The organism is Streptomyces hilarionis (assembly GCF_024539675.1).
Taxonomy (GTDB): domain Bacteria; phylum Actinomycetota; class Actinomycetes; order Streptomycetales; family Streptomycetaceae; genus Streptomyces; species Streptomyces hilarionis.
Window position 1 is genome coordinate 12782 of record NZ_JAHHIT010000020.1, and the last position, 24666, is coordinate 37447.

At 72.8% G+C, this 24666-nt stretch carries 14 protein-coding genes and 1 pseudogene; 4 read left to right on the forward strand and 11 right to left on the reverse strand.

Annotated elements, in window-relative coordinates; genetic code table 11:
- Positions 1-94: 94 nt before the first annotated feature.
- Positions 95-1675, reverse strand: a complete 1581-nt coding sequence (locus KMS84_RS04540) for a glycosyltransferase family 4 protein (protein ID WP_256914713.1) — start codon at positions 1673-1675, stop codon at positions 95-97.
- Positions 1676-2006: 331 nt separating this feature from the next.
- On the opposite strand from KMS84_RS04540, the gene wecB reads away from it, so the two are divergent.
- The 4 genes and pseudogenes from wecB to KMS84_RS04560 form a co-directional block, all read left to right on the forward strand.
- Positions 2007-3083, forward strand: coding sequence for a non-hydrolyzing UDP-N-acetylglucosamine 2-epimerase (gene wecB, locus KMS84_RS04545; protein ID WP_256914714.1), 1077 nt, complete (start codon positions 2007-2009; stop codon positions 3081-3083).
- Positions 3084-3194: 111 nt separating this feature from the next.
- A complete protein-coding gene (locus tag KMS84_RS04550; RefSeq protein ID WP_256914715.1) occupies positions 3195-4517 on the forward strand; it encodes a glycosyltransferase in 1323 nt (440 codons plus the stop codon).
- Positions 4514-6181: a glycosyltransferase family protein gene (locus KMS84_RS04555; protein ID WP_256914716.1), complete on the forward strand. Its 1668-nt coding sequence runs from the start codon at positions 4514-4516 to the stop codon at positions 6179-6181. Before KMS84_RS04550 ends, KMS84_RS04555 begins: the two co-directional genes overlap by 4 nt.
- A pseudogene (locus KMS84_RS04560) lies at positions 6178-7212 on the forward strand (acyltransferase family protein); the annotation flags it as partial. The gene KMS84_RS04555 and the pseudogene KMS84_RS04560, both read left to right, overlap by 4 nt.
- A gap of 215 nt (positions 7213-7427) precedes the next feature.
- Here KMS84_RS04560 and KMS84_RS04565 read toward each other — a convergent pair.
- The 10 genes from KMS84_RS04565 to KMS84_RS04610 form a co-directional block, all read right to left on the reverse strand.
- Positions 7428-8711 (reverse strand): nucleotide sugar dehydrogenase, encoded by a 1284-nt coding sequence (locus tag KMS84_RS04565; RefSeq protein WP_256914717.1) that lies wholly within the window; start codon positions 8709-8711, stop codon positions 7428-7430.
- A gap of 9 nt (positions 8712-8720) precedes the next feature.
- Positions 8721-10427 (reverse strand): glycosyltransferase family 2 protein, encoded by a 1707-nt coding sequence (locus KMS84_RS04570; RefSeq protein ID WP_256914718.1) that lies wholly within the window; start codon positions 10425-10427, stop codon positions 8721-8723.
- Between the two features lie 108 nt (positions 10428-10535).
- A complete protein-coding gene (locus KMS84_RS04575) occupies positions 10536-11561 on the reverse strand; it encodes a Gfo/Idh/MocA family protein (protein ID WP_308287952.1) in 1026 nt (341 codons plus the stop codon).
- Positions 11558-12673: a DegT/DnrJ/EryC1/StrS family aminotransferase gene (locus tag KMS84_RS04580; RefSeq protein ID WP_256914719.1), complete on the reverse strand. Its 1116-nt coding sequence runs from the start codon at positions 12671-12673 to the stop codon at positions 11558-11560. The genes KMS84_RS04575 and KMS84_RS04580 overlap by 4 nt, the downstream gene beginning before the upstream one ends.
- A 457-nt stretch (positions 12674-13130) precedes the next feature.
- Positions 13131-17339 (reverse strand): Rne/Rng family ribonuclease, encoded by a 4209-nt coding sequence (locus KMS84_RS04585; protein ID WP_256914720.1) that lies wholly within the window; start codon positions 17337-17339, stop codon positions 13131-13133.
- Positions 17340-17616: 277 nt separating this feature from the next.
- Positions 17617-18381 (reverse strand): TIGR03936 family radical SAM-associated protein, encoded by a 765-nt coding sequence (locus tag KMS84_RS04590; RefSeq protein ID WP_256914721.1) that lies wholly within the window; start codon positions 18379-18381, stop codon positions 17617-17619.
- A gap of 48 nt (positions 18382-18429) precedes the next feature.
- The gene (locus tag KMS84_RS04595) at positions 18430-19575 is read right to left on the reverse strand and encodes a hypothetical protein (RefSeq protein ID WP_256914722.1); all 1146 of its coding nucleotides are present in this window, start codon (positions 19573-19575) and stop codon (positions 18430-18432) included.
- Positions 19576-19682: 107 nt separating this feature from the next.
- Positions 19683-20939 carry a VanZ family protein gene (locus tag KMS84_RS04600; protein ID WP_256914723.1) on the reverse strand — a complete coding sequence of 419 codons (1257 nt, stop codon included), beginning with the start codon at positions 20937-20939 and terminating at the stop codon, positions 19683-19685.
- Positions 20940-21014: 75 nt separating this feature from the next.
- Positions 21015-22970, reverse strand: a complete 1956-nt coding sequence (locus tag KMS84_RS04605; RefSeq protein WP_256914724.1) for a TIGR03960 family B12-binding radical SAM protein — start codon at positions 22968-22970, stop codon at positions 21015-21017.
- Between the two features lie 126 nt (positions 22971-23096).
- Complete coding sequence (locus KMS84_RS04610) at positions 23097-24623, reverse strand: CYTH and CHAD domain-containing protein (protein WP_256914725.1); 1527 nt, start codon at positions 24621-24623, stop codon at positions 23097-23099.
- Between the last annotated feature and the right edge of the window lie 43 nt (positions 24624-24666).

A 24666-nucleotide genomic window follows, 5' to 3' on the forward strand; every position in this document is an offset into this window, starting at 1 on the left:
GTTCCGTGCGAGGGACGTGCCGTGTGCGTCGGTCCGGCGAGGGGCGGTGTCACGCCCCTGCGCCGGACCGTCGCCGTGAGTCACAGCAGTGCCGTCACGCGGTCTTCCCGTCGCCGGGCAGCAGCCGGCTGTAGATCTGGTCCAGGACCACGGCCTGGGCCTCCCAGGTCCACTTCTCCAGCAGCCCCGGGTCGTCGTAGGCGGCCCGGTAGCGCTCCGGACTGGCGAGGACGGCCTTGACGGCGCGTACGTAGTCCTGGGTGTCCTGGGCCTTGAAGATCTCGCCCTGACCGGTCTTCTCGACCATCTCGGCCATGGTGCGGATGTCGCTGACCACCAGCGGCAGCCTGGCCTGGGAGTACTCGAAGAACTTGTTGCTCAGGGCGAGTTCGTGGTTGGGCAGGTGGTGCAGCGGGCTGACCGCCGCGTCCGCCGTCGACAGGAACTCGGGCACCTGCCAGTGCGGCACGAAGGGCAGGATGTGGACGCGGTCGCCCACGCCCAGCTCCTCGATCAGCTCGATGACCTTCTTGGTCGCCGGGAAGTGCTTGCCCGACGGCGGCAGCGACACCAGCGCGACGTGCACGTCCGGCATCAGGGTGAGGCCCTCGATGATCGTCTCGACGCCGCGCACCGGGTTGATGCCGCCGCAGTAGGCGAGCAGCGGGGTGTCCGCGTCGACGCCGCACAGCTCGCGCAGGTCGGGGACCGGGTCCACGTCGGCCACCTCGTCGGGGGCCGGCTTCATCACCGGGGCGTTCAGGACGACGTAGGGCGTCTCCTTGAGCTTGTGGCCCTTGACCAGCAGCTCGGCGAGCGACGGGGAGACGGTGATCACGGCGTCGGAGAAGACGGCGTGCTCCTTCTCCCACGCCACGTGACCGGGGATCCAGCGGTCGTGGTGGGAGTGCAGTCCGGGCACGAACTCGTGCGCGTCCCACACCAGCTTGACCGGGTGCCCCGCGGCCCGCAGCCGGACGGCCGAGCGGGCGGCCACGCCGAGCATGCGGAAGTCGTGCGCGTGGATGATGTCGGGCTTCAGCTCGTCGATGTGCGGACCGAAGGCCAGCTCGAAGTCCCACAGGTACGGCAGCAGCCGGCGCCAGGCGCGCTGGCCCATGGTGATCTGCCAGAACTTGATCTGCAGCTTGTCCAGCGGCGTGTTGAACTTCGACCGCTTGCGCTTGGCGCGGCCGGTGAGGCGCGAGCGCAGCGAGACCCACTTGCTCGTCAGCTTCGCGGCGGCCTTGGGCACGACCAGCCGGGCGGCGGCGCCACTGGCGCTCGGGCGGCCCGGGCCGTCGGCCTTCGCCGCGGCGGCACGGAACCGCAGGTCCGCGCGCCAGGCCTTCACCTGCTGCTTGCGGTACTTGGCGATCTGCGGCGTGCGGTAGGCGAGCGGGCTGCGCCAGCGCAGTCCGTGCCTGTCCTGTCGGCTGGGGCCCAGCGGGCTCGGCTTGGGCACCAGGCGGACCTCGGCTTCGCCGATGTTCCAGGTCTGGATCTCGGGAGCGGGCGAGATGCCGAAAAGGACGACCTCCCAGCCGGCCTCGGCGGCGGACCGGGCCGACTTCTGGACACGCGAGTCATTTCGGACACCGTTGTCGACCAGCATCACAACGCGGCCGCGGGAGGCCCTGGGCCTTCTCTGACCCTCGGTGCTGTCGAGCTCCATGAATGTGTGCCTTTCCTGATCTGAAACTTCTGGCACGTTGCAGGAGCCCGCAAGGATGATCGAGCTCGCACACCAGTTCCGTCCAAAGCGGGCGTCTCGTGCAGTGCACTTGGGTGCTGACGGCACGGCTACATAACCCGATAACCCGGCGCATCAAAGCATACCGCCAGCGACGGACCGCCCAGCGGCCCGGCCCGCGCCGTTGCCGGGCCGTTGCAGGGCTGTCGCCAGGCTGTCGCCGGGGTGTCGCCGGGACGCGACGACGGCCGCCGCCACGCCCGTATGATCTGGGTTCGGCCGTCCATACGTTTATTCAGTAGGAGCAGCGCACGTGAAGGTCATCAGTGTCGTGGGCGCACGCCCCCAGTTGGTCAAGCTCGCGCCCATCGCGGCCGCATTCGCCGACACCCCTCACGAGCACGTCATCGTGCACACCGGCCAGCACTACGACGCGGACCTCTCCGATGTCTTCTTCTCCGGCCTCGGCATCCCGGACCCCGACGTGCACCTCGGCGTCGGCTCCGGCGGCCACGGCGAGCAGACCGGCGCGGTCCTCGCCGCCATGGACAAGGTCCTGGAGACGGAGAAGCCCGACTGGGTCCTGGTGTACGGCGACACGAACTCGACCGTCGCCGGCGCGCTCTCCGCGGTGAAGCTGCACTACCGGGTCGCGCACCTGGAGGCCGGCCTGCGCTCCTTCAACCGGCGGATGCCCGAGGAGCACAACCGCGTCCTCACCGACCACGCCGCCGACCTGCTGCTCGCGCCGACCGAGGAGGCCATGCGCCACCTGTCGAACGAGGGCCTGGCGCACCGCTCCACCCTCGTCGGCGACGTCATGGTCGACGTGTGCCTGCGCATCCGCGACGCCGTCCTGGCCGGCGAGCACCCGCGTCCGGAGCTGCCCGAGGGCATCGACGCCGACGCGCCGTACCTGGTCTCGACGCTGCACCGGCCGGACAACACCGACGACCCCGAGCGCCTCGCCGCCATCATCGGCTCGCTCGCCGCGCTGCCGGTCCCGGTGGCCCTGCTGGCCCACCCGCGTCTGGTGGCCCGCGCCGAGCAGCACGGCATCAAGCTGAACCAGGGCGCCGTGCGCGTCGGCCGTCCGCTGCCCTACGCCGGTCTCGTGGGCGCCGTCCTGGGCTCCGCCGGTGTGGTCACCGACTCCGGCGGTCTGCAGAAGGAGGCCTTCCTGCTGGGCCGCGCCTGCACCACCGTGCGTCCGGAGACCGAGTGGGTCGAGACCCTCGAGGGCGGCTGGAACCACCTGGTGCCCGACCCGCACGAGACCCCCGACTTCACCGCGCTCGCCACGCGTCCGGCGCCCGAGACCCCGCGCGGCACGCCGTACGGTGACGGGAACGCCGCCGTGCGCGCCGTACAGGCCATCGTCGAGGCCTGAGCCGTTCACCGCTCTCGCCACCGTTCCATCAGTCTCCCGGAGCACCCCTTGCGAAACGTGATCAAGCGTCCCAGGACGACGGGCCCGCGACCCGACGGAGTCCGCCCGCACATGATCTACCTGGCCATCGGCTTCCCGCCGGCGGCCAAGAGCTGTGCGTACCGGATGCGCGAGACGGCGAACAAGTTCGTCGAGCTCGGCTGGGACGTGACCGTGCTCACCATCGCGGAGGAGTCCTGGGAGCGGGAGTACGGACTCGACCACACGCTCTCCGACCCGGTGGACCCGCGGGTGCGGATCGTCGAGCTCCCGCTGGCCCGTGAGGACCTGGAGACCGACATCCGGCTGTTCACCGAGGACCGGGCGCTGAACCCGATCCGGTGGATGCAGCGGGAGCGCGACCGGCACCTGGAGCACTTCCCGGAGCCGGTGTTCGGCGGGTGGCGGTCGGCCCTGGAGCAGGGCGTCGTGGACATCCACCGCGAGTTCCCGGCCGACCTGCTGCTGGCAAGCTGCGCCCCGTACGTCAACCTGGCGGCCGCGTGGAAGCTGTGGGAGACGCACCAGGTCCCCTACGCGATCGACTTCCGCGACGGCTGGTCGGTCGACGTGATCGGCGGCGGCGAGGCGTTCACCCGTGACTCCGAGTCGGGCGAGTGGGAGTCCAAGGTCCTCTCGCAGGCCGTGGCGATCTGGTGCGTCAACGACCCGATCGCGGACTTCTACCGTGAGCGCTACCCGGATCTGGCCGGGCGGGTGCACGTCGTGCGCAACGGCTTCGACCCGGACAGCGTGCCCGAGGTGCACGGCCGGCCGGACCCGGACAAGGGCCTGACCTTCGGTTACCTGGGCTCGGTGAACTTCAAGCCGGCCTTCCTCGCCACCGTCCTGGACGGCTGGCGGGCGGCCCGGGAGCGCGACCCGCTGGTCGCCCGGTCCCGGTTCGAGATCCGCGGGCACATCGGAGCGGGCGCCAGCCGTGAGGCCAACGCCCACATGACGCTGATCCGTCAGGCCGAGCCCGACGGCGTCCTCTTCGGCGGCCCGGTGCCCAAGGCGGAGGTCGGAGCGACCTACGGCCGCTGGGACGCCCTGGTGCTGATGCTCGTCGGCGGGCGCTTCGTGACCTCCGGCAAGGTGTACGAGTTCATGGCGTCCGGGCTGCCGGTGGTCTCGGCCCACGAGGTGGACCACGACGCCTCCGCCGTGCTGGCCGGCCACCCCCTGTGGACGGGCGCCTGCGGTCTGGACGCGGAGGGCATCGCCGACTCGTTCGTCAAGGCGGCCCGGATGGCCGTGGAGACGACCACCGAGCAGCGGGCCGAGGCACGCGCCCACGCCTCCCGCTTCACCCGCGGTCTGCTGATGGCCCCCGCGGCGCAGCAGCTGAGCGACGCCGTCCGTTCCACGCTCACGGGGAGCCGATCGGCATGACGGCCAAACGGGGGATCACCCGGCTGCCCGGCGCGGTGGCCCGGCGCGCGCTGCACCCGAGTGTGCTGCGGACCGGAGCGGGCGCGCGCGCCTGGCGGCTCGTGGTGGCGGCTCCGGGGCTGCCGGACTCGCTGCGCTTCCGTATCGCCCAGCGCGTGCGGGACGGCCTGGACAAGGCCAACCGGCCCGAGGGCGCGGTGCTCACGCTGAGCTCCGCCGCCCGTCGCACGACCAGCGCGCGTCACCGGGCGGACCTGCTCGGCGACGCGGCCCGGCTCGAACTGGCGCGCGGCAAGGCCCCCCGGGCCCTGACCGACGCCGTGTCCGCCGAACTCGCCTACGCCGACGACCGGTTGGCCGAGGGTGACGCCACCGCGGCGGCCGCTTCCGCGGTACGGGCGCTTCAGCTGGCCTTCCACCGGGTGCTGCACTTCGACCGGACGACCTCACCGCTGTCCCAGGACCCCGCCGGGTATCTGGCGCAGGTGCACGCCTCCACGGCCGTCCGGGCGCTGACCGAGGGCGCGGGCCGCATCGCGGAGCCCGCCGCGCCGCCCGCCGGCCGCCCGCTGCGGCTGCTGTTCGTCACCCGGGGCAACGCGAACTTCCTGCGGCAGATCCGCGACCACTACACGGCGCACGCCGACGTCGAGGTCCGCTCCCTGGACCTCAAGGACGAGCCGGAACTCGACAAGCTGGCCGGCTCCCTGACCGCGCTGGCGGCCCACCGGCTGGGCGAGGACGAGGAGTTCGGCCGGCAGGCCGAGAAGCTGCTGCGTCCCCACCTGGACTGGGCGGACACCGTCTTCGTCGACTGGTGCGTCGGGCCGGCCGCGCTGCTGACCTCCGTCGACCCCGGTGACACCCGGATCGTCGTGCGGCTGCACAGCGCGGAGACGTTCAGCCCCTGGCCGTTCCTCGTGGACTTCAGCCGGGTCGACGACCTGGTGTTCGTCGGGGCCCATCTGCGGGACCTGACGGTCGCCGTGACGCCCCGGCTGGTGGCGGGGCCGGGGCGGCGCACGCCCCGGCTGCACGTCATCGCCAACGCGATGGACCTCGCCGCACAGGTGCGCCCGAAGCCGGACGACGCCCGCTTCACCCTCGGCCTGACCGGGATCTCGTCGGTCGCCAAGGACCCGCGGTGGGCCATCGAGGTCCTGCGGATCCTGCGCGCGCAGGACTCCCGCTACCGGCTCGTGCTGATCGGCGACGACGTCGACGCCAGGCTCAGCGCCGCCGCCCGCTCCTACGCCCGGCTCTACCGGGCCGACCTGGCCGAACTGGAGCCCTCGGGTGCCGTCCGCCGGCTCGGCCAGCTGGACGACGTCCCGGCCGCGCTGACGGACGTCGGCGTCATCCTCAGCTCCTCCGTGCGGGAGAGCTTCCACTGCGGGTTCGTGGAGGGCGCCGCGAGCGGGGCCGTCCCGGTGGGCCGCGACTGGCCGTTCTTCGCGGGCAAGGCCAACGGGGCGCGCACCCTGTTCCCCGCCGACTGGGTCGTCGCCTCGCCGCAGGAGGCGGCGGAGCGCATCCTGAAGGTCACGGCGGACCCGGACGTCTGGCGCCACACCGGCCGGACGGCCTCGGAGCACGCCCTGGCGGCCTGGGACTGGCCGGTCGTGCGCGAGGAGTTCGACCGGCTCCTGCTGCGCTGGAGATGAAGGGACTGGGCGATGAACTGCAGACTCGTGAGCCCGGGCGCGACCGGCTGCCGTCGCTGACCGGGCTTCGCTTCTGGGCGGCCCTTCTCGTAGTCCTGTACCACCTGTCCCGCAAGACGGGCGCCGTACCGTACCTCAGCGACGTGGTCTGGTACGGCCGCAGCGGTGTGACGTTCTTCTTCGTCCTGTCCGGCGTCGTCCTGGCCTGGACGTACGACGGCGCCCGAGTCCCGGCGAAGGTCTTCCTGTGGCGGCGCTTCGCCCGGATCTGGCCGCTCCTCGCGGTCAGCGTGGTGTTGTCGGTCACGGTGTGGTGCGTCATGGGCCGACCCGTGTCGCTCGGGGCGGTCGGCGCGAGCCTGCTCGCGGTGCACGCCTGGTTCCCGGACCCGGTGATGTTCACCGGAGGCAACCCGGCCGCCTGGTCGCTCAGCGACGAGGCCTTCTTCTACCTGCTCTTCCCCGTGCTGCTGGCCCTGCTGGCGGGCTGCCGGACCCGCGTGTGGGTGTGGACGGCCGTGGGCGTGACGTGTGCCGCCCTGGTGCTGTGGCCGTCCCTGTCGGGCCTGTCGCCGACCACCCGCAGCTGGGCGCTCGACTATCTGCCGCTGACGCGTGCCCTGCAGTTCGTGCTGGGCGTGGTGGCCGGGCTGGCCCTCAAGCGCGGCTGGCGCCCGCCGCTGCCGCTGTGGGCCGCCGCGGGCCTCGTCCTCGGCTGGCACCTGGCCCTGATCCCCTGGTCGCACGCGGTGCCCGACCCGCTCTGGTACAGCCCCTACACGGCTTCGCAGTGGCTGTCGGCCCCGATCTTCGCGGCCCTGATCTGCGCGGCGGCCCGCGCCGACCTCGACGGCCGGCGCACCGGACTCGGCGGGTCCTGGATGATCAGGCTCGGACACTGGTCGTTCGCCTGGTACTTGCTCCACGAGATCGTGATCCGGGCGGCCGTCTTCACCTGGGGCAGGCCGGCCCCCGGCGGCGTGACGGCGCTGTTCTGGGCGGGTGTCCTGGTCGTCAGTCTGGCCGCCGCGGCCGCCGCCTACCACTGGGTGGAGCACCCGGCCGAGCGGCGCCTGCGCCGCGTCGGCCCCTCCGTCCCGCGCGCGGACCGCCCCGAGTCCCGGACCGTCGAGAAGACACGATTAGACATGGCGGTCGCCACGACCGCGCAACCACGACGGAGAACGGCTGCGGCCGCTGCCCCCCGGACGGGGGGCAGCGGCCGCAGTCGTGTGCGCGAGCGTGCTCAGCCGCCGATGACCACGCGGCGGACGCCCTTCCAGGCCTCCGGGTCCGTGGTGCGGCGGCCGTCGACCAGGACGGTGACGTCCGGCAGGTCGGCCGGGGTCAGCGTGCGGTACTCGGCGTGGTCGGCCTGGAGGATCGCCGCGGTGACCTTCTCGCCCGCGTGCGGGGTGAGGCCGTGCGCGAGGAGCTCGGCGTCGGTGTACATCGGGTCCGAGACGAACGGGACCGCGCCGCGCGCCTTGAGGGCCTCGACGGTCGGGAAGACGCCCGAGAAGGCCGTCTCCTTCACGCCGCCGCGGTAGGCGGCGCCGAGCACCAGCACGTTCACGCCGGTCAGGTCGCCGTACGCGGCGGCCAGCAGGTCGACGGCGTACTCGGGCATCGCGGCGTTGGCCTCACGGGCGGAGCGCACGACGGTGGCGGCCGGGTCGTTCCACAGGTACATCCGCGGGTAGATCGGGATGCAGTGGCCGCCGACGGCGATGCCCGGCTGGTGGATGTGGCTGTAGGGCTGCGAGTTGCAGGCCTCGATGACCTTCTTGACGTCGATGTCGTTCTGGTCGGCGAAGCGCGCGAACTGGTTCGCCAGGCCGATGTTGACGTCGCGGTAGGTGGTCTCGGCGAGCTTGGCCAGCTCGGAGGCCTCGGCGGTGACCAGGTCCCAGACACCGTTGGGCTGGGGCAGGTCGGCGCGCTCGTCGAAGTCGAGGACCTGCTCGTAGAACTCCACGCCGCGGGCCGTCGACGCCTCGTCGATGCCGCCGACCAGCTTGGGGTAGCGGCGCAGGTCGGAGAAGACCCGGCCGGTCAGGACGCGCTCCGGGGAGAAGACGAGGTGGAAGTCGTCGCCCGCGGTCAGGCCGGAGCCCTCGGCCAGCATCGGCGCCCAGCGGGTGCGGGTGGTGCCGACCGGGAGGGTCGTCTCGTACGAGACCAGCGTGCCGGGCTTGAGGCCCTGCGCGATCGCCTTCGTCGCGGAGTCCATCCAGCCGAAGTCCGGGGTGCCCTCGGCGTCCACGAACAGCGGGACGACCACGACGACGGCCTCGGACTCGGCGACCGCGGACGCGGTGTCGGTCGTCGCGCTCAGCAGTCCGGCGTCGACGGCCTGCTTCAGCTTGACGTCGAGGTCGTGCTCGCCGGGGAACGGCTCGACGCCGGCGTTGACCAGCTCGACGACCTTCTCGTTGACGTCCGCGCCGATGACCCGGTGGCCCTTGGAGGCGAACTGCACGGCGAGCGGCAGGCCGATCTTGCCGAGTGCTACTACACAGATGTTCATGGAGGGTCGCTACTTCCTTTTGGAACCGGTCGGCTTCTTGAAACCGGCGGACTTCAACTTTCTGACGCCGGCCGCCCGGAAGCGGACGGCCAGGGACTTCAGCTTCCGGACGGGAGCTGCGAGCGCCTGGAGCACCTGGGCGCTCTTCGGCGGGTACATCTGGGCCGTGTCGACCACGACACGGCCCTTGTCGTTGACGATGGCCGACGCCCGGTAGGGGTCCCCCTCCCGGCCCCACCGGCGGGCCAGCGGCATGGGCAGGTCGGTGCCCCGCACGGGGACCTCGTACGTGGCGCCGGCCACGGCCAGGTACACCCGCACACCGCGCTTGGCGGTGACGTACTCCAGCGGGATGCGGGCGTGCAGCACGGTCGCGGCGCCGTCCTCGGCGGGCTTGACGACCTGCTCGCCCACGGGCGCCGGGACCTTGTGGCCGGCCTTCAGCTTCCGGGCGCCCGGCTTGTCGGCCGACTTGGGCATGGCGCCCTTGGTGAGCCGCAGGGCCATCCCGTCGGCCACGCCGACCACGGGCACCCGCACGGACGCGGTGTAGGTGAGGCCGTCGCCCTGCTGCTCCCAGTCGGAGGCCAGCAGCCGGGTTCCCGGGGCGAGCTGGGCGGCGACCGAGTCCCCGGCCAGCACCTCGAAGACGTGGTCGGCCAGTCCGATGCGCGGGTCCCGGAAGCCGGGATAGCGCGCGAAGGTGTGGTCGTCCTCGACGACGAACGTGACGCCGTTCTCCGGCTCGGAGACGATCGCCTCGCACAGCTCGTCGACCGCTCCGGCCTGGGCCAGGGCGATGCGCACCCGGCGCTTGACGTCCATGGCGTCGCGGATGCCGTCCGTGAAGTAGGCGTCCGCCAGCCGCGCTATGCCCGCGCAGATCTTCACGCGCAGTTCGCGGTCCAGGGCCGGGAAGTCGTCCTGGACGAGCTTGGCCAGCTCCCAGGTGAAGTGCCGGCGCAGCAGGGCGTCGCGCTGCGGGCCCGCCTCGATGAGACCGGCCGCGAAGTTCATCATCTCGGCGGTGCACTCGAGCCGGGAGAGATGGTCGGCGCGGTAGGTGATGTTGCTGGCGTCGCCGCGCTTGACGGCGTAGTAGCAGGTGTAGTTCGCCACCACGGAGATCTTGCGGGCCCGCACCAGGGCCTCGATGGTGAACGGCTGGTCGCTGCCCACGGCCATGTGCTCGGGGAAGCGCAGCTTGTACTTCTCCACCATCTCGCGGCGGAACAGCTTGGTGTTGGCCAGGGTGAAGGGCACCCCGGGCTCGTCCAGGTGGACGTCCCGGTCGCCGTGCTGGAACAGCGCCTGGTGGACGTAACGCCCGTTGGTGCCGACCATCTTGCCGACGACCACGTCCGAGTCGTGCCGGTCGGCGTACTTCACCATGCGCTCCAACGCCTCCTCGCCGAGGTAGTCGTCGGAGCCGATGAAGTACACGTACCGGCCGGTCGCCACCTCCAGCGCGCGGTTGCTGGGCGCGGCGGGGCCGCCGGAGTTGGGCTGGTGGATCACCTTGACGGTGTCCGGGTAGAGGGCCGCGAACCGGTCGAGTTCGCGGCCGCTGTCGTCGGTGGAACCGTCGTCGACGGCGACGATCTCCAGCCGCTCGCGTCCGATGGTCTGCTTGACCAGGGAGTTCAGGCACTCCGTCAGGTACGGCATCGTGTTGTACACCGCGACGACGACGCTGACGTCAGGCGCAGCACTCATGCTCGGGCTCCTGGTCTCCGCCGGCCGGGCCGGCTGGGTCCTGCGGGGAAAGTCTCACAGAACGTAGGAGTCCCACCGAGCACGCACCGTTCCCCCGATGTGTGATGCTCAGCTGCCATGGACGGCCAGGTCCTCCACCGGAAGCGTAACGCTGGTGTTGTTCGTGGCCGATTCCAGGAGCGCCGCCGCCACTTCGACGGTGCGCATGCCCTGGCGCAGGGTGCAGATGTCGACGGGCTTGCCGAGGACCGCGTCCCGGAAGAGCTCGTGCTCGACCTGAAGCGGCTCGCGCTTCGGGATGGCGTAGCGGATCATGTCGCCCTCGGACACGCCGCGGAAGGCTTGCAGGGCCTCCCACTCGGTGGTGACGGCCGCGTTGGAGTGGAACGTGAGGTCGGCGGTGAGGGTGTCGGCGATGAAGCAGCCGCGCTCGCCCGTGACCGAGGTGAACCGCTCCTTGAGCGGGCTCAGCCAGTTCACCAGGTGGTTGACCATGGTGCCGTCGTCGAGACGGCCCACCGCGGAGACCATGTCCTCGTGCTCACGGCCGCTCTTGGAGACGGTGTGCGCGGCGATGGACACGTACTGACGCCCGGTCACCCAGCCGGTCAGGTCGATGTCGTGCGTGGCGAGGTCCTTGACGACGCCGACGTCGGCGATGCGGTGCGGGAAGGGACCCTGGCGGCGGGTGACGACCTGGTAGACGTCGCCGAGCTCGCCGGCCTCCAGCCGCGCCCGCAGCGAGCGCAGCGCGGGGTTGCACCGCTCGATGTGACCGACGCCGGCGACGAGCCCCTTGGACTCGAACGCCTCGACGAGACGGCGGGCGCCCTCCACGGACTCCGCGACCGGCTTCTCGATGAGCGCGCAGACGCCGGCGTCGGCGAGCGCCAGGCCGACCTCTTCGTGCAGGTGCGTCGGGCAGGCCACCACGGCGTAGTCCACACCGAGGGCGATCAGCTCCTCGACGGTGTTCAGGATCGGCGCGCCCTGGGCGGCGCCGAACTTGTCCCCCATCGGGTCGACGACGCCGACGAGGTCGACGGCGTCCAGACCCGACAGGACACGGGCGTGGTGACGCCCCATGGAACCGAGGCCGACGAGTCCCGCTCGCAGCGACTTCCCGGTACTCACAGTTGCTCCCCCAGAGCATTGACGGCGGTGACGATGCGCTCCAGGTCCTGCGTGGACAGGGCCGGGTGCACGGGCAGGGACACGACTTCGGCGGCCGCCCGGTCCGTCTCGGGCAGGTCCCAGGTGCGGCCCGCCTTCTGGTCCGGCTCCCAGTACGGCTTCAGCCGGTGGATGGGAGTCGGGTAGTACACGGCGTTGCCGATGCCGGCCTCGGTGAGCCGGGCCATGGCGGCGTCGCGGTCGCCCTGGATGCGGACCGTGTACTGGTGGTAGATGTGCCGGGCGCCCTCGGCGACCTTGGGCGTGATCACGTTCGGCGCCGTGATGTGCTCGGTGAGGTAGGCGGCGTTGGCGATGCGCTGCTCGGTCCAGCCGTCCAGCTTGCGGCGCTGGACGCGGCCGATCGCGGCCGAGACGTCCGTCATGCGCACGTTGGCGCCGACGATCTCGTTGGCGTAGCGCTTCTCCATGCCCTGGTTGCGCAGCAGGCGCAGGGTCCGCGCGGTCTCCGCGTCCCCGGTGGAGATCATGCCGCCCTCGAGGCTGTGCATGTTCTTCGTCGGGTAGAAGCTGAACGTGCCGACGGCGCCGAAGGCGCCGACCGGGGTGCCGTTCAGGGCGGCCGCGTGGGCCTGGCAGGCGTCCTCGACGACGGCGAGCCCGTGCTGCCCGGCGATCGCCATGATCTTGTCCATGGCGGCCGGGTGACCGTACAGGTGCACCGGCATGATCGCGGCCGTGCGCGGCGACAGGGCCGCCTCGACCGCGGCCGGGTCCAGGCAGTACGTCTCCGGGTCGACGTCGGCGAAGACGACGTCCGCGCCGACGAGCCGCACCGCGTTGGCGGAGGCGGCGAAGGAGAACGACGGCACGATGACCTCGTCGCCCGGGCCGAGGCCGAGGGCGAGGAGCGACAGGTGCAGGGCCGAGGTGCCGGAGTTGACCGCGACGCAGTGACGTCCCTCGACGAGCTCCGAGAACTCCTCCTCGAAGGCGGCCACCTCGGGCCCCTGGACGACCATGCCGCTGCGCAGGACGCGCACGGCGGCTTCGATCTCCTCCTCGCCGATCACTGGTTTGGCGGCCGGTATGAACTCATGGGCGTCGGTCATCGACATCCCCTCCTCTACGGCGACCTCGAAGGCGCACCACGTCATGCATGGTCGGGAAGGGACCGTGTCGATGCACAGCACGGCCGCATCCCTGGTTGTCCGCCGACGCCAGCGGGCGGGCGGACGGCTTGTACACAGGACCCCGCCCCGTGAGGGTTCCTTGCGGGAAGTCAGCCGTGTCCGGCCTGGGAGACCGGTTGTGCTCATCGGCTGTGGTCACGGTGTGCATGTCTCAGGCCACCGGGACCAGAGTGCACGTTACCAGCCTGGAGACGACGATCTTGCCCAGGGTTACCACCCCGAAACCCACAGCGCGGGTGCGCTCTCTCACAAGAGAGACACAGAGTAACTCCCCGGTGAACGCACGGCGACGCGAGCACAGGGGGCGGATGAAACGTCGGCGCGGGCGCCCGGATGGTCCGGACGCCCGCGCCGTGTGTACCCGCGCCGGGCGGGGTCAGTCCTCGGTCGAGGCCGTGACGGACGGCACACTCTGCTGCGCCGCCGCCGTCGTCTTCTTCGACACCGACTTGGCCGCCTTCTTGGCCGTCGTCTTCTTGGCGGCGGTCTTCTTCGCGGCCGTGGTCTTGGCCGCCGCCGTCTTCTTGGTGGCGGCCTTCTTCGCAGTGGCCTTCTTCGCCGTCTTGCGGGCGGCCGTCTTCTTGGCCGGAGCGGCCTCGTCGTCGGCGGGCGCGGCGGCCCCCTCGGACGTGGCCTCGGCCGCGCCCTCGGTCACGGGCTCGGCCGGGGCCGGAGCCGTGGCCGACGGGACGACCACGACGGCCGTCTCCTCGGAGGCGGTCGGCGCGGTGGCCTTGCGCACGGCGCGGCGCCGCGGGCGGGCCGGGGCCGCGCTCTCGGCCTCGGCGGCGGGCTCGGCGGCCTGCCCGGCCTCCGGCTCCTCGACCGCGGCCTCGGCGGCCGGGGTCGCGACGGCCGGGGTCTCGGCGACCGTGACCACGGCGGCGGCCTCGGCGCCGGCGGGCGATCCGGCCGGCGCGGACACCTTGCGGGTGGCGCGGCGGCGCGTACGGCCCTTGGGCGCGGCGTCCTCGACGGCCGGGGCCTCGGCGGGCGCCTCGACGACCGGGTCCTCGACGGCGACCGGCTCGGTGTGCGCGGTGGCCGTCTCGGCCGGGCGCACCGGGCGCTCGGTCTCCGCCTCGACGGTGACGTCCTGCGCGGTGGGAGCCTCGACGGCGGCGTCCTGCGCGACGGGCGCCTGGACGGTCTCCTGCTCGCTCCCGGCCGACAGCTCCGAGACGAACGCCTCGGAACCGCCCGCACGGCGGGATCCGCCCCGCGGCGCACCCGCCGGAGCGGACGCCCGGCGGCTCGACCGGCGGCGTCCCCGGCCGCGCGTCGCGGCGGCCTCCGCCTCGGCGACGCTGCTGTACAGCTCCTCGTCCACGGCGAACTCGGGGGCGGCCAGCGCGACCGGCTCGGCCACCTCGGCGGCGACCTCGGCCTCGGTCTCCGTCTCCGTCTCCGACTCGGCGCCCGGGTACGACTCGACGGCCTCGGCAGCCGCCGTCTCGTGCTCGTGGTCGTGGCCCTGTCCGTCGCCGCCGCGGCCGCGCTTCTTGCGCTTGCCGCCGCCGCCGGCGGAGGTCGGCTGCTCCATGTGGACGATGACGCCGCGGCCGTTGCAGTGCACGCAGGTCTCGGAGAACGACTCCAGCAGACCCTGGCCGACCCGCTTGCGGGTCATCTGCACCAGGCCCAGCGAGGTGACCTCGGCGACCTGGTGCTTCGTGCGGTCGCGGCCCAGGCACTCCAGCAGCCGCCGCAGCACCAGGTCCCGGTTGGACTCCAGCACCATGTCGATGAAGTCGATCACGATGATGCCGCCGAGGTCGCGCAGCCGCAGCTGACGCACGATCTCCTCGGCCGCCTCCAGGTTGTTCCTGGTGACCGTCTCCTCGAGGTTGCCGCCCTGACCGGTGAACTTGCCGGTGTTGACGTCGACCACGACCATGGCCTCGGTCCGGTCGATCACCAGCGAGCCGCCGCTGGGCAGCCAGACCTTGCGGTCCAGCGCCTTGGCGAGCTGCTCGTCGATCCGGTAGGTGGCGAAGACGTCGACCTCCGACGTCCACTTCGACAGCCGCTCGGCGAGGTCGGGCGCCACGTGCGAGACATAGCCGTGGATGGTCGACCAGGCCTCGTCACCGCTGACGATGACCTTGGAGAAGTCCTCGTTGAAGATGTCGCGCACGACCCGGACGGTCATGTCCGGCTCGCCGTACAGCAGCGACGGCGCGTTCGAGCCGCCGCCGTTCTTCGCCTTCTTCTGGATGTCCTCCCACTGGCCCTGGAGCCGCTCGACGTCACGGCGCAGCTCGTCCTCGCTCGCGCCCTCGGCGGCGGTGCGCACGATGACGCCCGCGTCCTCGGGGACGATCTTCTTGAGGATCGTCTTCAGGCGGGCCCGCTCGGTGTCGGGCAGCTTGCGGCTGATGCCGGTCATCGAGCCCTCGGGCACGTACACGAGGTAACGGCCCGGGAGGGAGACCTGGCTGGTCAGGCGGGCGCCCTTGTGGCCGATCGGGTCCTTCGTCACCTGGACGAGGACCGACTGGCCCGACTTCAGGGCGGCCTCGATGCGGCGCGGCCCGTTGGCCATGCCGAGCGCCTCGAAGTTCACCTCGCCGGCGTACAGGACGGCGTTGCGTCCCTTGCCGATGTCGATGAACGCGGCCTCCATCGACGGCAGCACGTTCTGCACCTTGCCCAGGTACACGTTGCCGACGTAGGAGGTGGCCTGCTCCTTGTTGACGTAGTGCTCGACGAGCACGTTGTCCTCGAGGACGCCGATCTGGGTGCGCTCGCCGCTCTGGCGGACGACCATGACCCGCTCGACGGCCTCGCGGCGGGCCAGGAACTCGGCCTCGGTGATGATCGGGACGCGTCGGCGGCCCTGCTCACGGCCTTCGCGGCGACGCTGCTTCTTGGCCTCCAGACGGGTCGAGCCCTTGATGGACTGCACCTCGTCGGACGGCTCGGAGGGCTTGCGCGGCTCGCGGACCTTGACGACCGTGCGCTCGGGGTCCCCGTCGACGGACTCGGCCTCGGTGGAGGCGTCCCCGGCGCGGCGACGGCGACGGCGGCGACGGCGGCTGCCGGCGGTGGACCCGCCCGCGTCCTCGTCCTCGGCGTGCTCGTCCTCGGCGTCGTCCTGCTCGGCGGTGTCGTCGGCGTCGTCGGAGTCGGCGGACTCGCCCTCGCCGTCGGCGGCGTCGCCACGACGGCGGCGGCGGCCGCCCCGGCGGCGACGGCGGCGCGAACCGGTCTCCTCGCCGTCGTCCTCGCCGTCGGCGAGGTCCTCGGCGGCCTCGTCGGCCTCCTCCGGCTCGGTCTCGGCCTCGTCGTCGGCGGCGGGCGCGACGGTCTCGGCGGCGGGCGCGGCGGGACGGCCGGACTCGGCCTCCTCACCGGCGCCGGCAGCCCTGCGGCGGCGACGGCGACGCGAGCCGGCGGGCTCCTCGGCGGGCTCCGGGGCGCTCTGCACCTCTTCGGGCTCCTCCGCCACGGGCGTCTCCGCCTCGGCGGCGGCCTCGGCGGCAGCTCGCTGCGGGGTCTGGAACTGCGGCTCGGCGAACACGGGCGCCTGGAACACGGCGACGGCGGGCCGCGCGGGACGGCGCGGCGCGTCGTCCTCGTCCTTCACGGGCTCGGGCGCGGAGAAGCCGGTGGCGGCCCGGCGGACCACCCGACGGCGGCCGCGGCGCGGACCGGCCTCGTCCTCGTCGGCGGCGGGGGCCTCGGCGGCCTTCGGCTCCTCGAGGGCGGCGGGAGCGACCGGCTCCGCGGCGGCCTCGGACGCCTGGGGCGCGGAGACCTCGGGGGTCTCGGCGGCGGGCGCGGAGACGCGGCGGGTGGCGCGGCGGCGGGAGCGCGGCGCGGCCGGTTCGGCCGCCTCCGCGGCCGGCGCGGACGCCTCGGTCCCGGCCTCGGCCGACTCGACCGACGCGGTGGCCTCGACGACCGCGTCGGACGCGGTGGCTGCGGCGGACGCCTCGGGCTCGGGCGTCGCGGCGGGGGCGGTCACGCGGCGGGTGGCGCGGCGCCGCGTGCGCGGGGCGGCCTCGGCGGGCGCCTCCTCGGCGACCGGCTCGGGCGCGGCCTGTGCGGCGGCGGGCTCCTCGGCGGCCTCGACGGCCTCAGCCGGAGCCTCCGCGGGCGTGGTCACACGGCGGGTGGCGCGGCGGCGGGAGCGGCGGGGAGCCGCGTCCTCGTCCGGCGCCGCCTCGGCGGCGACCTCTTCGACGGCCGGGGCGTCCGCCTCGGCCGGGGCCACCGGCACGACGGTCTCGGCCGCCTCGGCGGCGGCCGGGGCTCCGGCGGGCGCGGAGGCCCGGCGGGTGGCACGACGGCGGGCGCGAGGCGCGGCCTCGGCCGCCTCCTCGGGCCGGCTCGCCTCGGCCACGGCGTTCTCGTCCTGGACGGTCTCGTCCGTGACGGTGTCCTCCGCCAGTTCCTCGACGGACTCCACGGCCGGTATGGCCGGCGTGGTGATCTCGGCCGGGGCGTCGGCGGCGGCCCCGGTCGGCGGACCCGCCGGCCGGGAAGCGGCACGGCGCCGACGACGCGGCGGCAGGGTGTCGCTGGGGGTGTTCGCTTCGGAGTCCGTCGCGGACTCTGCGGATTCGGTTGGCTCGAGCATGCGGGCGTTTCTCCCGTCAGGCCCCCGGGCGCCGCGCCTGGTCCGGCGGCGATCACGAAGGATCGACCGCCGTTGACGTCCGCGGCTCGCGCGATGCGCGGTGCCGCCGTCCGGGGCGCGGGCGCCGCACGGGGGCTCTCTGTGTCCTGTCTCGCCGGTTCCGTACGCCGAATGCGTACGGCCTGGCGAAAGTCTTGTGGTCGGTGCGCTGCCCGACCCAGGTGGCTCCCGGATACGAGGGCGGCGCTACGACGTACGTTCCTTCGCGGGACCTTCCCTACGCGGGCGCCTTCGCGGCGGCAGCGGGTTCGGCCGTTGTGAGGGCCTGAGCTGCCTCGCGGTCGGGCGCGAGCGGGTCGGTCACCGTGCCGGTCTCTTCATCGAACAGCCCCTGCGCCAGCCTGGTCACCGCAGCGGGGACCGGCGGCGCCAGGTCGGCCACGGCGCGGAGACCGGACAGGACGTCGTCGGGTCGTACGGCAGGCGTCACGTGCCGAACAACCAGCCGCAGTATCGCACAGGGCTGGTCGGTCGGCCTATCAGCAGGCTCACCGTGCGTTTCCAGGCTGACGACGGCGGCCCGGGTGTCGAAGGTGCGGACGCCGTTCTTGGTCGTGCGCTGGACCTCCACGGCGTCGGCCCGCTTGAAGGCCTCCACCGCGCGGTCGGCGTCGGCCCGGTCCACGCCGGCCAGCCGCAGCTCCCAGACGGAGGCCGTCAGCCGGTCGGCCAGACCCGAGGTGCGGGCCTCGACCGCGTCGACGATGTCGAGCCCGGTGGGCAGCGACTCGTCGAGCAGAGCTCTCAGCTTCTCCGGGTCACGCGCCGCCGTCAGCGCGATCTCCAGGTACTCCGCCTCACTGCCCGTGCCGGTGGGTGCGGCATTGGCGTACGACACCTTCGGGTGCGGCGTGAACCCCGCCGAGTACGCCATCGGCACCTCGGCACGGCGCAACGCGCGCTCGAAGGCACGCTGGAAATCACGGTGGCTGGTGAACCGGAGGCGGCCGCGCTTGGTGTAACGCAGACGGATGCGCTGCACCGCGGGTGCGGGCGGCGGGCCTTCGGGCTGTCGCTTGCCCAGTGTCGTTCAGTCCTTCGTGAGAGCGGTCGTACTGCTACCAAGAGTACGTGCCTCGCCCGCCGATGGTTCCCGGCGGGCGAGCGCCTCCCGGGGCACGGGCTCGCCGAACAGCATGCGGCGCACGTCGGCGCGGGTCTGCCGCGCCGTCTCCCGGGCGGCGGCCAGCGCCTGCCGGGAGGCCCTGCCCACGCTGCGCGCGGCCTGGGCGGCGGGACGCAGCACGGCGTCGCGGATCACGTGCCCGACCGGGGTGAGCACCGTCCGGTGGACCCAGCGCACGGGCTCCACGACGGTCCACCGCAGGACGGTGGCGAGGAACCGGCCGACGGCGAACGAGATGCGGCCGGCGATGCGCCAGGCGTGCCCGAGGGCGTCCCCGACCTCCCGTGCGACGACGGCGAGGAAGCGGCCGACGGGGGCCAGCACCCAGCGCCACAGGGCGAGCGCGGGCAGCACCAGCAGGATCCGGACCGTCCAGTACAGGGCGAGGCCGATCCCGCCGGCCAGCAGCCGCAGCAGCCGCCACGCCTCCCGCGCGCACCGGGCGAGCGCCCGGCCGACCGGTGCGAGGCACCACGTGTACAGCCATCGCGCGGGGACGACGACGAGGTACCGGACCAGCCACGCCCCCGCGCCGTAGAGACCGAGGCCGACGGCCGCGGCGACCGCACCGATCCCCTTCAGCGACCACAGGACGGCGTGTCCGACCGGCGTCAGCACGCGCGCGTACAGCCACGTCGCCCCGGCTCCCACCCCTCGGGCCAGCCAGGCGAGGCCGTGCCCGAGCGGCGTGAGGACCCGGCGGTACAGCCAGAGCGCGGGCACTACCAGCAGTACGTGTCCCAGCCAGGCGAGCGCACGGCCCAGGGGAACGACGACGTACCGCCACAGCCCGATCAGCGGCCAGACGAACAGCGCCTTCCCGAGCCGGAGCAGGGCCCGTCCGAACGGTCGCAGCACGGTGTCCCGGAGGAACCGTCCGCCGACGACGAGCGCGTCCCACGCCATCCGCACCGGCACGACGAGCACGAGCACCACGATGCGCACGGGCAGCCGGATCGCGACGACGAGACACCCCTCGGGCGCCTGCCCGGCCGCTCGGCCGGACGGTGCCGCGGGCGACTGCGCGGCGGGCGGTTTCTGCAGGTCCATATGGACCTAGACGCTACAGCCGCTCCGGCGGATGCACGGACGCCGCCCCGCCCCCGACCCGCCTGCGCCGAGGCTCTCCTGAGGGGATGTCAGGGCCGCCCCGTCGCTCAGGCCGTGCCCGCGACGCGTTCACCGGTCGCGGCGTCGATCGTGACGTGCCGCCCGCCGCCGCCGACGAGCCAGACCGGCCGCCACGCGCCCCGGACCCGCGCGGCGAGCAGCACGGCGGATGTGCCCGTCGATCCCGCGGGCGCCTTCGCCAAGGCCTCGGCCTCGGCCACGTCGACGGTGACGCGCGCGAGGACCGGGTCGTCGACGGTTCGGGCGGTGAACCCCAGGACGCGACCCGATGCGGAGACGGCGAGGTCGAGACGCATCGGCATCATGACCTCGTCCACGTAGCGCCGGTACGCCACCGCGCAGACCCTCGTCGGGCCGTCACCGGTGCAGCGGACCCGCTGCCGGCTCCCCTTCACGTTCTGCGGGAACCACCGGTGGGCGAACCGTGCCGCAGCCGCCGCGACGTCGCTCGTGTCGAGGCTTCCCTCGTCGCCGCGGACCGTGGAGGACCGAGCGCTCTCCAGCGTCTTCGCCGGCCAGATCCCGGTGACGGTGCCGCGGTTCGTCGTCGCGGTGATCCGCAGCCGGCGCCCCTGCGTCGCGCTCGCGGTCTCCCGCACCCGCGTACCGCTTCCGAAGACGCCCTCGGCCACGGTGGTGATCCACTCGTCGGCCTGGACGGCGGATTGCGCGAGATCGCGCCGGTGCTCGTCCATCGCGACGACGTCGACCCGGTCGATGCGGGACGCGAAGACACCGCCGACGAGCAGCGCGGCGAGCACGGCGAGGGACGTTCCCCCTACGAGGTCGCGCAGCGGCCTGCCGGGCGGTCGCCGGCGGAGGTGGAGCCACAGCGCCCCCAGCAGGGAGCCCAGCAGCGCACCGGTCCCGTTGGCCGCAAGATCGGTCACACTGCACGAGCGGCCCGGGATCCCGGCCGACTGGGCGAGTTCCACGGCCGCGCTGAGCGTTGCGAAGGCAGCCGCGACCGTCACCGGCCTGGGGAAGAGCAGGACGGCGAGAAGCGCGCCGGGGGCGAAGAGGGCGACGTTCAGCAGCGAACTCGCCGACGTGAACAGGTGCGCGGGCGCACCGGTGTCGCACTGCCACGGCTGCAAGCCGGCGTGGCCCGGCAGGAGCGTCACCGCCAGGATGCCTGCCAGGTAGACCGCCAGGGCCGTCCTGAGGGGCCACGGCCTGCCCGTCGCCTTCGCCACGAGGGCCGTGGGCGCCGCGGTGAGCACCGCGAGCACCAGCACGGAGACGACCAGGCCCGGCACGGCGGAGAGGGACGCTTCGATCACGCTGCCGCCTTCGGGACACGCACCCGGGCGCCGGCCGGACGTCCCGACCGGCGCGGAAGTGGAGCGGGGCCCGCCTCAGTGCCCGTGCGCGTGTCCGCTGCCGGCGGGCTGCTTCACCGTGAGGGGCAGGAGCTTCTTGCCCGTCGGGCCGATCTGGATGTGCGTGTCCATCGCCGGGCACACGCCGCAGTCGAAGCACGGCGTCCAGCGGCAGTCCTCGACCTCGGTCTCGTCGAGGGCGTCCTGCCAGTCCTCCCAGAGCCAGTCCTTGTCGAGGCCCGAGTCCAGGTGGTCCCAGGGCAGGACCTCCTCGTAGGTCTTCTCGCGCGTCGTGTACCAGTCGACGTCCACGCCGAAGGCGGGCAGCGTCTTGTCGGCGCAGGCCATCCAGCGGTCGTAGGAGAAGTGCTCGCGCCAGCCGTCGAAGCGGCCGCCGTCCTCGTAGACGGCCCGGATGACGGCGCCGATGCGGCGGTCGCCACGGGAGAGGAGGCCCTCGACGATGCCGGGCTTGCCGTCGTGGTAGCGGAAGCCGATCGAGCGGCCGTACTTCTTGTCGCCGCGGATCTTGTCCCGGAGCTTTTGCAGGCGGGCGTCGGTCTCCTCGGCGGAGAGCTGGGGAGCCCACTGGAACGGGGTGTGCGGCTTGGGCACGAACCCGCCGATCGAGACCGTGCAGCGGATGTCGTTCTGGCCGGAGACCTTGCGGCCCTCGGCGATCACGTTCATCGCCATGTCGGCGATCTGGAGGACGTCCTCGTCCGTCTCCGTGGGCAGGCCGCACATGAAGTACAGCTTCACCTGGCGCCAGCCGTTGCCGTACGCGGTGGAGACGGTCCTGATCAGGTCCTCTTCGGAGACCATCTTGTTGATGACCTTGCGCATACGCTCCGAGCCGCCCTCGGGCGCGAAGGTCAGACCCGAGCGGCGCCCGTTGCGGGTCAGCTCGTTGGCCAGGTCCACGTTGAAGGCGTCGACGCGGGTGGAGGGGAGGGACAGGCCGATCTTGTCCTCCTCGTAGCGGTCCGCGAGGCCCTTGGCGACCTCGCCGATCTCGCTGTGGTCGGCGCTCGACAGCGAGAGCAGGCCGACCTCCTCGAAGCCGGTCGCCTTCAGGCCCTTCTCCACCATGTCGCCGATGCCGGTGATCGACCGCTCGCGCACCGGGCGGGTGATCATGCCGGCCTGGCAGAAGCGGCAGCCGCGGGTGCAGCCGCGGAAGATCTCCACCGACATGCGCTCGTGGACCGTCTCGGCGAGCGGGACCAGCGGCTGCTTCGGGTAGGGCCACTCGTCGAGGTCCATGACCGTGTGCTTGGAGACCCGCCACGGCACGCCGGAGCGGTTCGGGACCACGCGGGCGATCCGGCCGTCCGGCAGGTACTCGACGTCGTAGAACCGCGGGATGTACACCGCGCCCGTCTTCGCCAGCCGGAAGAGGACCTCCTCGCGGCCGCCGGGCCGGCCCTCGGCCTTCCACTCGCGGATGATCTTCGTCATGTCGAGCACGGCCTGCTCGCCGTCGCCGATGACCGCCGCGTCGATGAAGTCGGCGATCGGCTCGGGGTTGAAGGCGGCATGCCCGCCGGCCAGCACGATCGGGTCGTCGAGACCGCGGTCCGCGGCCTCCAGCGGGATCCCGGCGAGGTCCAGGGCGGCCAGCATGTTGGTGTAGCCCAGCTCCGTGGAGAAGGACAGGCCGAAGACGTCGAAGGCCTTCACCGGGCGGTGGCTGTCCACGGTGAACTGCGGGACGGCGTGCTCCCGCATCAGCGCCTCCAGGTCCGGCCACACGCTGTAGGTGCGCTCGGCGAGGACGCCCTCCTGCTCGTTCAGCACCTCGTAGAGGATCATGACGCCCTGGTTGGGCAGACCGACCTCGTACGCGTCCGGGTACATCAGAGCCCAGCGGACGTCGCACGCCTCCCAGGGCTTGACCGTGGAGTTGAGCTCGCCGCCCACATACTGGATCGGCTTCTGCACATGCGGGAGCAAGGCTTCGAGCTGCGGGAAGACCGACTCGACAGACATCGCGGGGGCACCTTCGTGAGCTGACCGGGGATCCCCCCGGCCGACAGGCTCGGGGGCGGGTGACCATCTAGCGTAACCCGACCGGAGGCATCCCCCGCCCGACGAGAAGCCCACGGCGGCCGGTCCTCAGACCTGCGTCCGCTCGCAGACCCGCTCCCAGACCCGCGGCAGCGCCTCCTCGGCCCGCTCGGCCCGCCCCACCTCCCGCCCGTAGAGCACGCCGTAGGTGAACGCGCTCTCCCCCGCCGCGTGCGCCACCGCGGACAGCTCGCGCAGGGTCTGGCGGGCCATGACGCTGTCCTGATGGTCGCCGAGCAGGCTCTGCAGCGACTTCATGGACTTGGCGAGCGCCTTGGCGGAGCCGCCGACCGCGGGGACGGCGGTCTCCGCCGCGTAGCGGGTCCGCTTGGTCTTCTTGCGCGCCTCGTGCAGGCTGACGTCCCGCGCGTGACCGGACGGCTCGTCCAGGGCCGGTGCGATCAGCGCCGACACCTTCCGGAAGTCCTTGCGCACGGCCTTGGCCAGCACCTTGCCCGGCTTGCCCGCGGCCGCCTCCAGCAGCGGCGGGTCGGCGACCAGCGCGTCCAGGGCGTCGAGCAGGGCCAGATGGCGCGGCGAGTCCAGGACCCCGAGCAGCCGGTGGCGCGAGCCGGTGCGCTGGGCCTGCGCCCATGCCCGCAGCCGGGCCTCCACCGGGCCGGAGACGAGGGCGGCGGGCAGGTCGTCCACAGCGGCCGTCAGGCGTTCGTCGAGCACCTCCTGGTCGCGGCCGGCGCCCAGTTCGCCGGCGAGCCACTTCAACTCGTCGGCGATCGGGGCGGTGACGGCCGGGTCGAGGACCTTGCCGAAGGAACGGAAGGTGCTGCGCAGCCGTCGGGTCGCGACGCGCATGTCGTGCACGGAGTCCGGGGTCTCCTGGCGGACGGCCGGATCGAGGGCGACGATCGCGTCCCGCTGGGCGCGCACGTAGGCGAGCACATGGTCGCCGGCGGTCACCGGCTCGTCGCCCGCGGCGGCCTTCGCCGCCGACGTCCTGCCCTTGGCCCGCTTCTTCTTCGACGCCGTCTCCGTCAGCGCCCTCGCCAGCTTGGACGACGACCTCGACGGCCGGACGCCGGCCTTGCGCAGCCGCTTCTCCACCTTGTCGAGCAGGGCCGGGTCACCGCCGTCGGCGAGCTCCACCTCGATCTCGGTCCACTGGGCGCTGCCCTCGCCGCCGAACAGCCGGTCGGCCCGCACGGCGTCCACGCTGGCCTCGGCGAGTGGGCGGCCCCTGCCGTCGACGAGTTCGCGCACGTCCCGGCTGGAGCGCAGCCGCACCACCGGCACCAGCTGCCCCTCGCGGACCCGCGAGCGGACTAGCCGGCCGAGCTCCTCGGGCACGGTGTCCGAGAGGGGGGATCTGATCTCGTCCCGTACGCCGGCCTCGACCGGCAGTTTCAGGTGCCAGCCGGCGTCCGAGCCGCCGGTGCGGCGGCGCAGGGTGATCGAGGCCGCGGCCAGCCGCAGGTCGGAGGTGTCGTAGTAGGTCGCGTCCAGCTCGACGACGCCCTTGTCGAGGACGGTGACGACGCCGGCCACTCCGGTCAGATCGGGCAGCCCGCTCTCGTCGGATTCGTACTTGCGCTCGATCTCGCGTTTCGTCTCCGCCATGAATTGAATCTAGTCGCACTCGGGTCCGAGCGGCAGTGCGCAT

What these genes read in the sequence shown, in the direction of transcription:
- KMS84_RS04570 (WP_256914718.1), bottom strand. Translation starts at nt 10,427, where the DNA reads ATGAGTGCTGCGCCTGACGTCAGCGTCGTCGTCGCGGTGTACAACACG.
- KMS84_RS04610 (WP_256914725.1), bottom strand. Translation starts at nt 24,623, where the DNA reads ATGGCGGAGACGAAACGCGAGATCGAGCGCAAGTACGAATCCGACGAG.
- KMS84_RS04555 (WP_256914716.1), top strand. Translation starts at nt 4,514, where the DNA reads ATGACGGCCAAACGGGGGATCACCCGGCTGCCCGGCGCGGTGGCCCGG.
- KMS84_RS04580 (WP_256914719.1), bottom strand. Translation starts at nt 12,673, where the DNA reads ATGACCGACGCCCATGAGTTCATACCGGCCGCCAAACCAGTGATCGGC.
- KMS84_RS04595 (WP_256914722.1), bottom strand. Translation starts at nt 19,575, where the DNA reads ATGGACCTGCAGAAACCGCCCGCCGCGCAGTCGCCCGCGGCACCGTCC.
- KMS84_RS04550 (WP_256914715.1), top strand. Translation starts at nt 3,195, where the DNA reads ATGATCTACCTGGCCATCGGCTTCCCGCCGGCGGCCAAGAGCTGTGCG.
- KMS84_RS04540 (WP_256914713.1), bottom strand. Translation starts at nt 1,675, where the DNA reads ATGGAGCTCGACAGCACCGAGGGTCAGAGAAGGCCCAGGGCCTCCCGC.
- KMS84_RS04585 (WP_256914720.1), bottom strand. Translation starts at nt 17,339, where the DNA reads ATGCTCGAGCCAACCGAATCCGCAGAGTCCGCGACGGACTCCGAAGCG.
- KMS84_RS04605 (WP_256914724.1), bottom strand. Translation starts at nt 22,970, where the DNA reads ATGTCTGTCGAGTCGGTCTTCCCGCAGCTCGAAGCCTTGCTCCCGCAT.
- KMS84_RS04565 (WP_256914717.1), bottom strand. Translation starts at nt 8,711, where the DNA reads ATGAACATCTGTGTAGTAGCACTCGGCAAGATCGGCCTGCCGCTCGCC.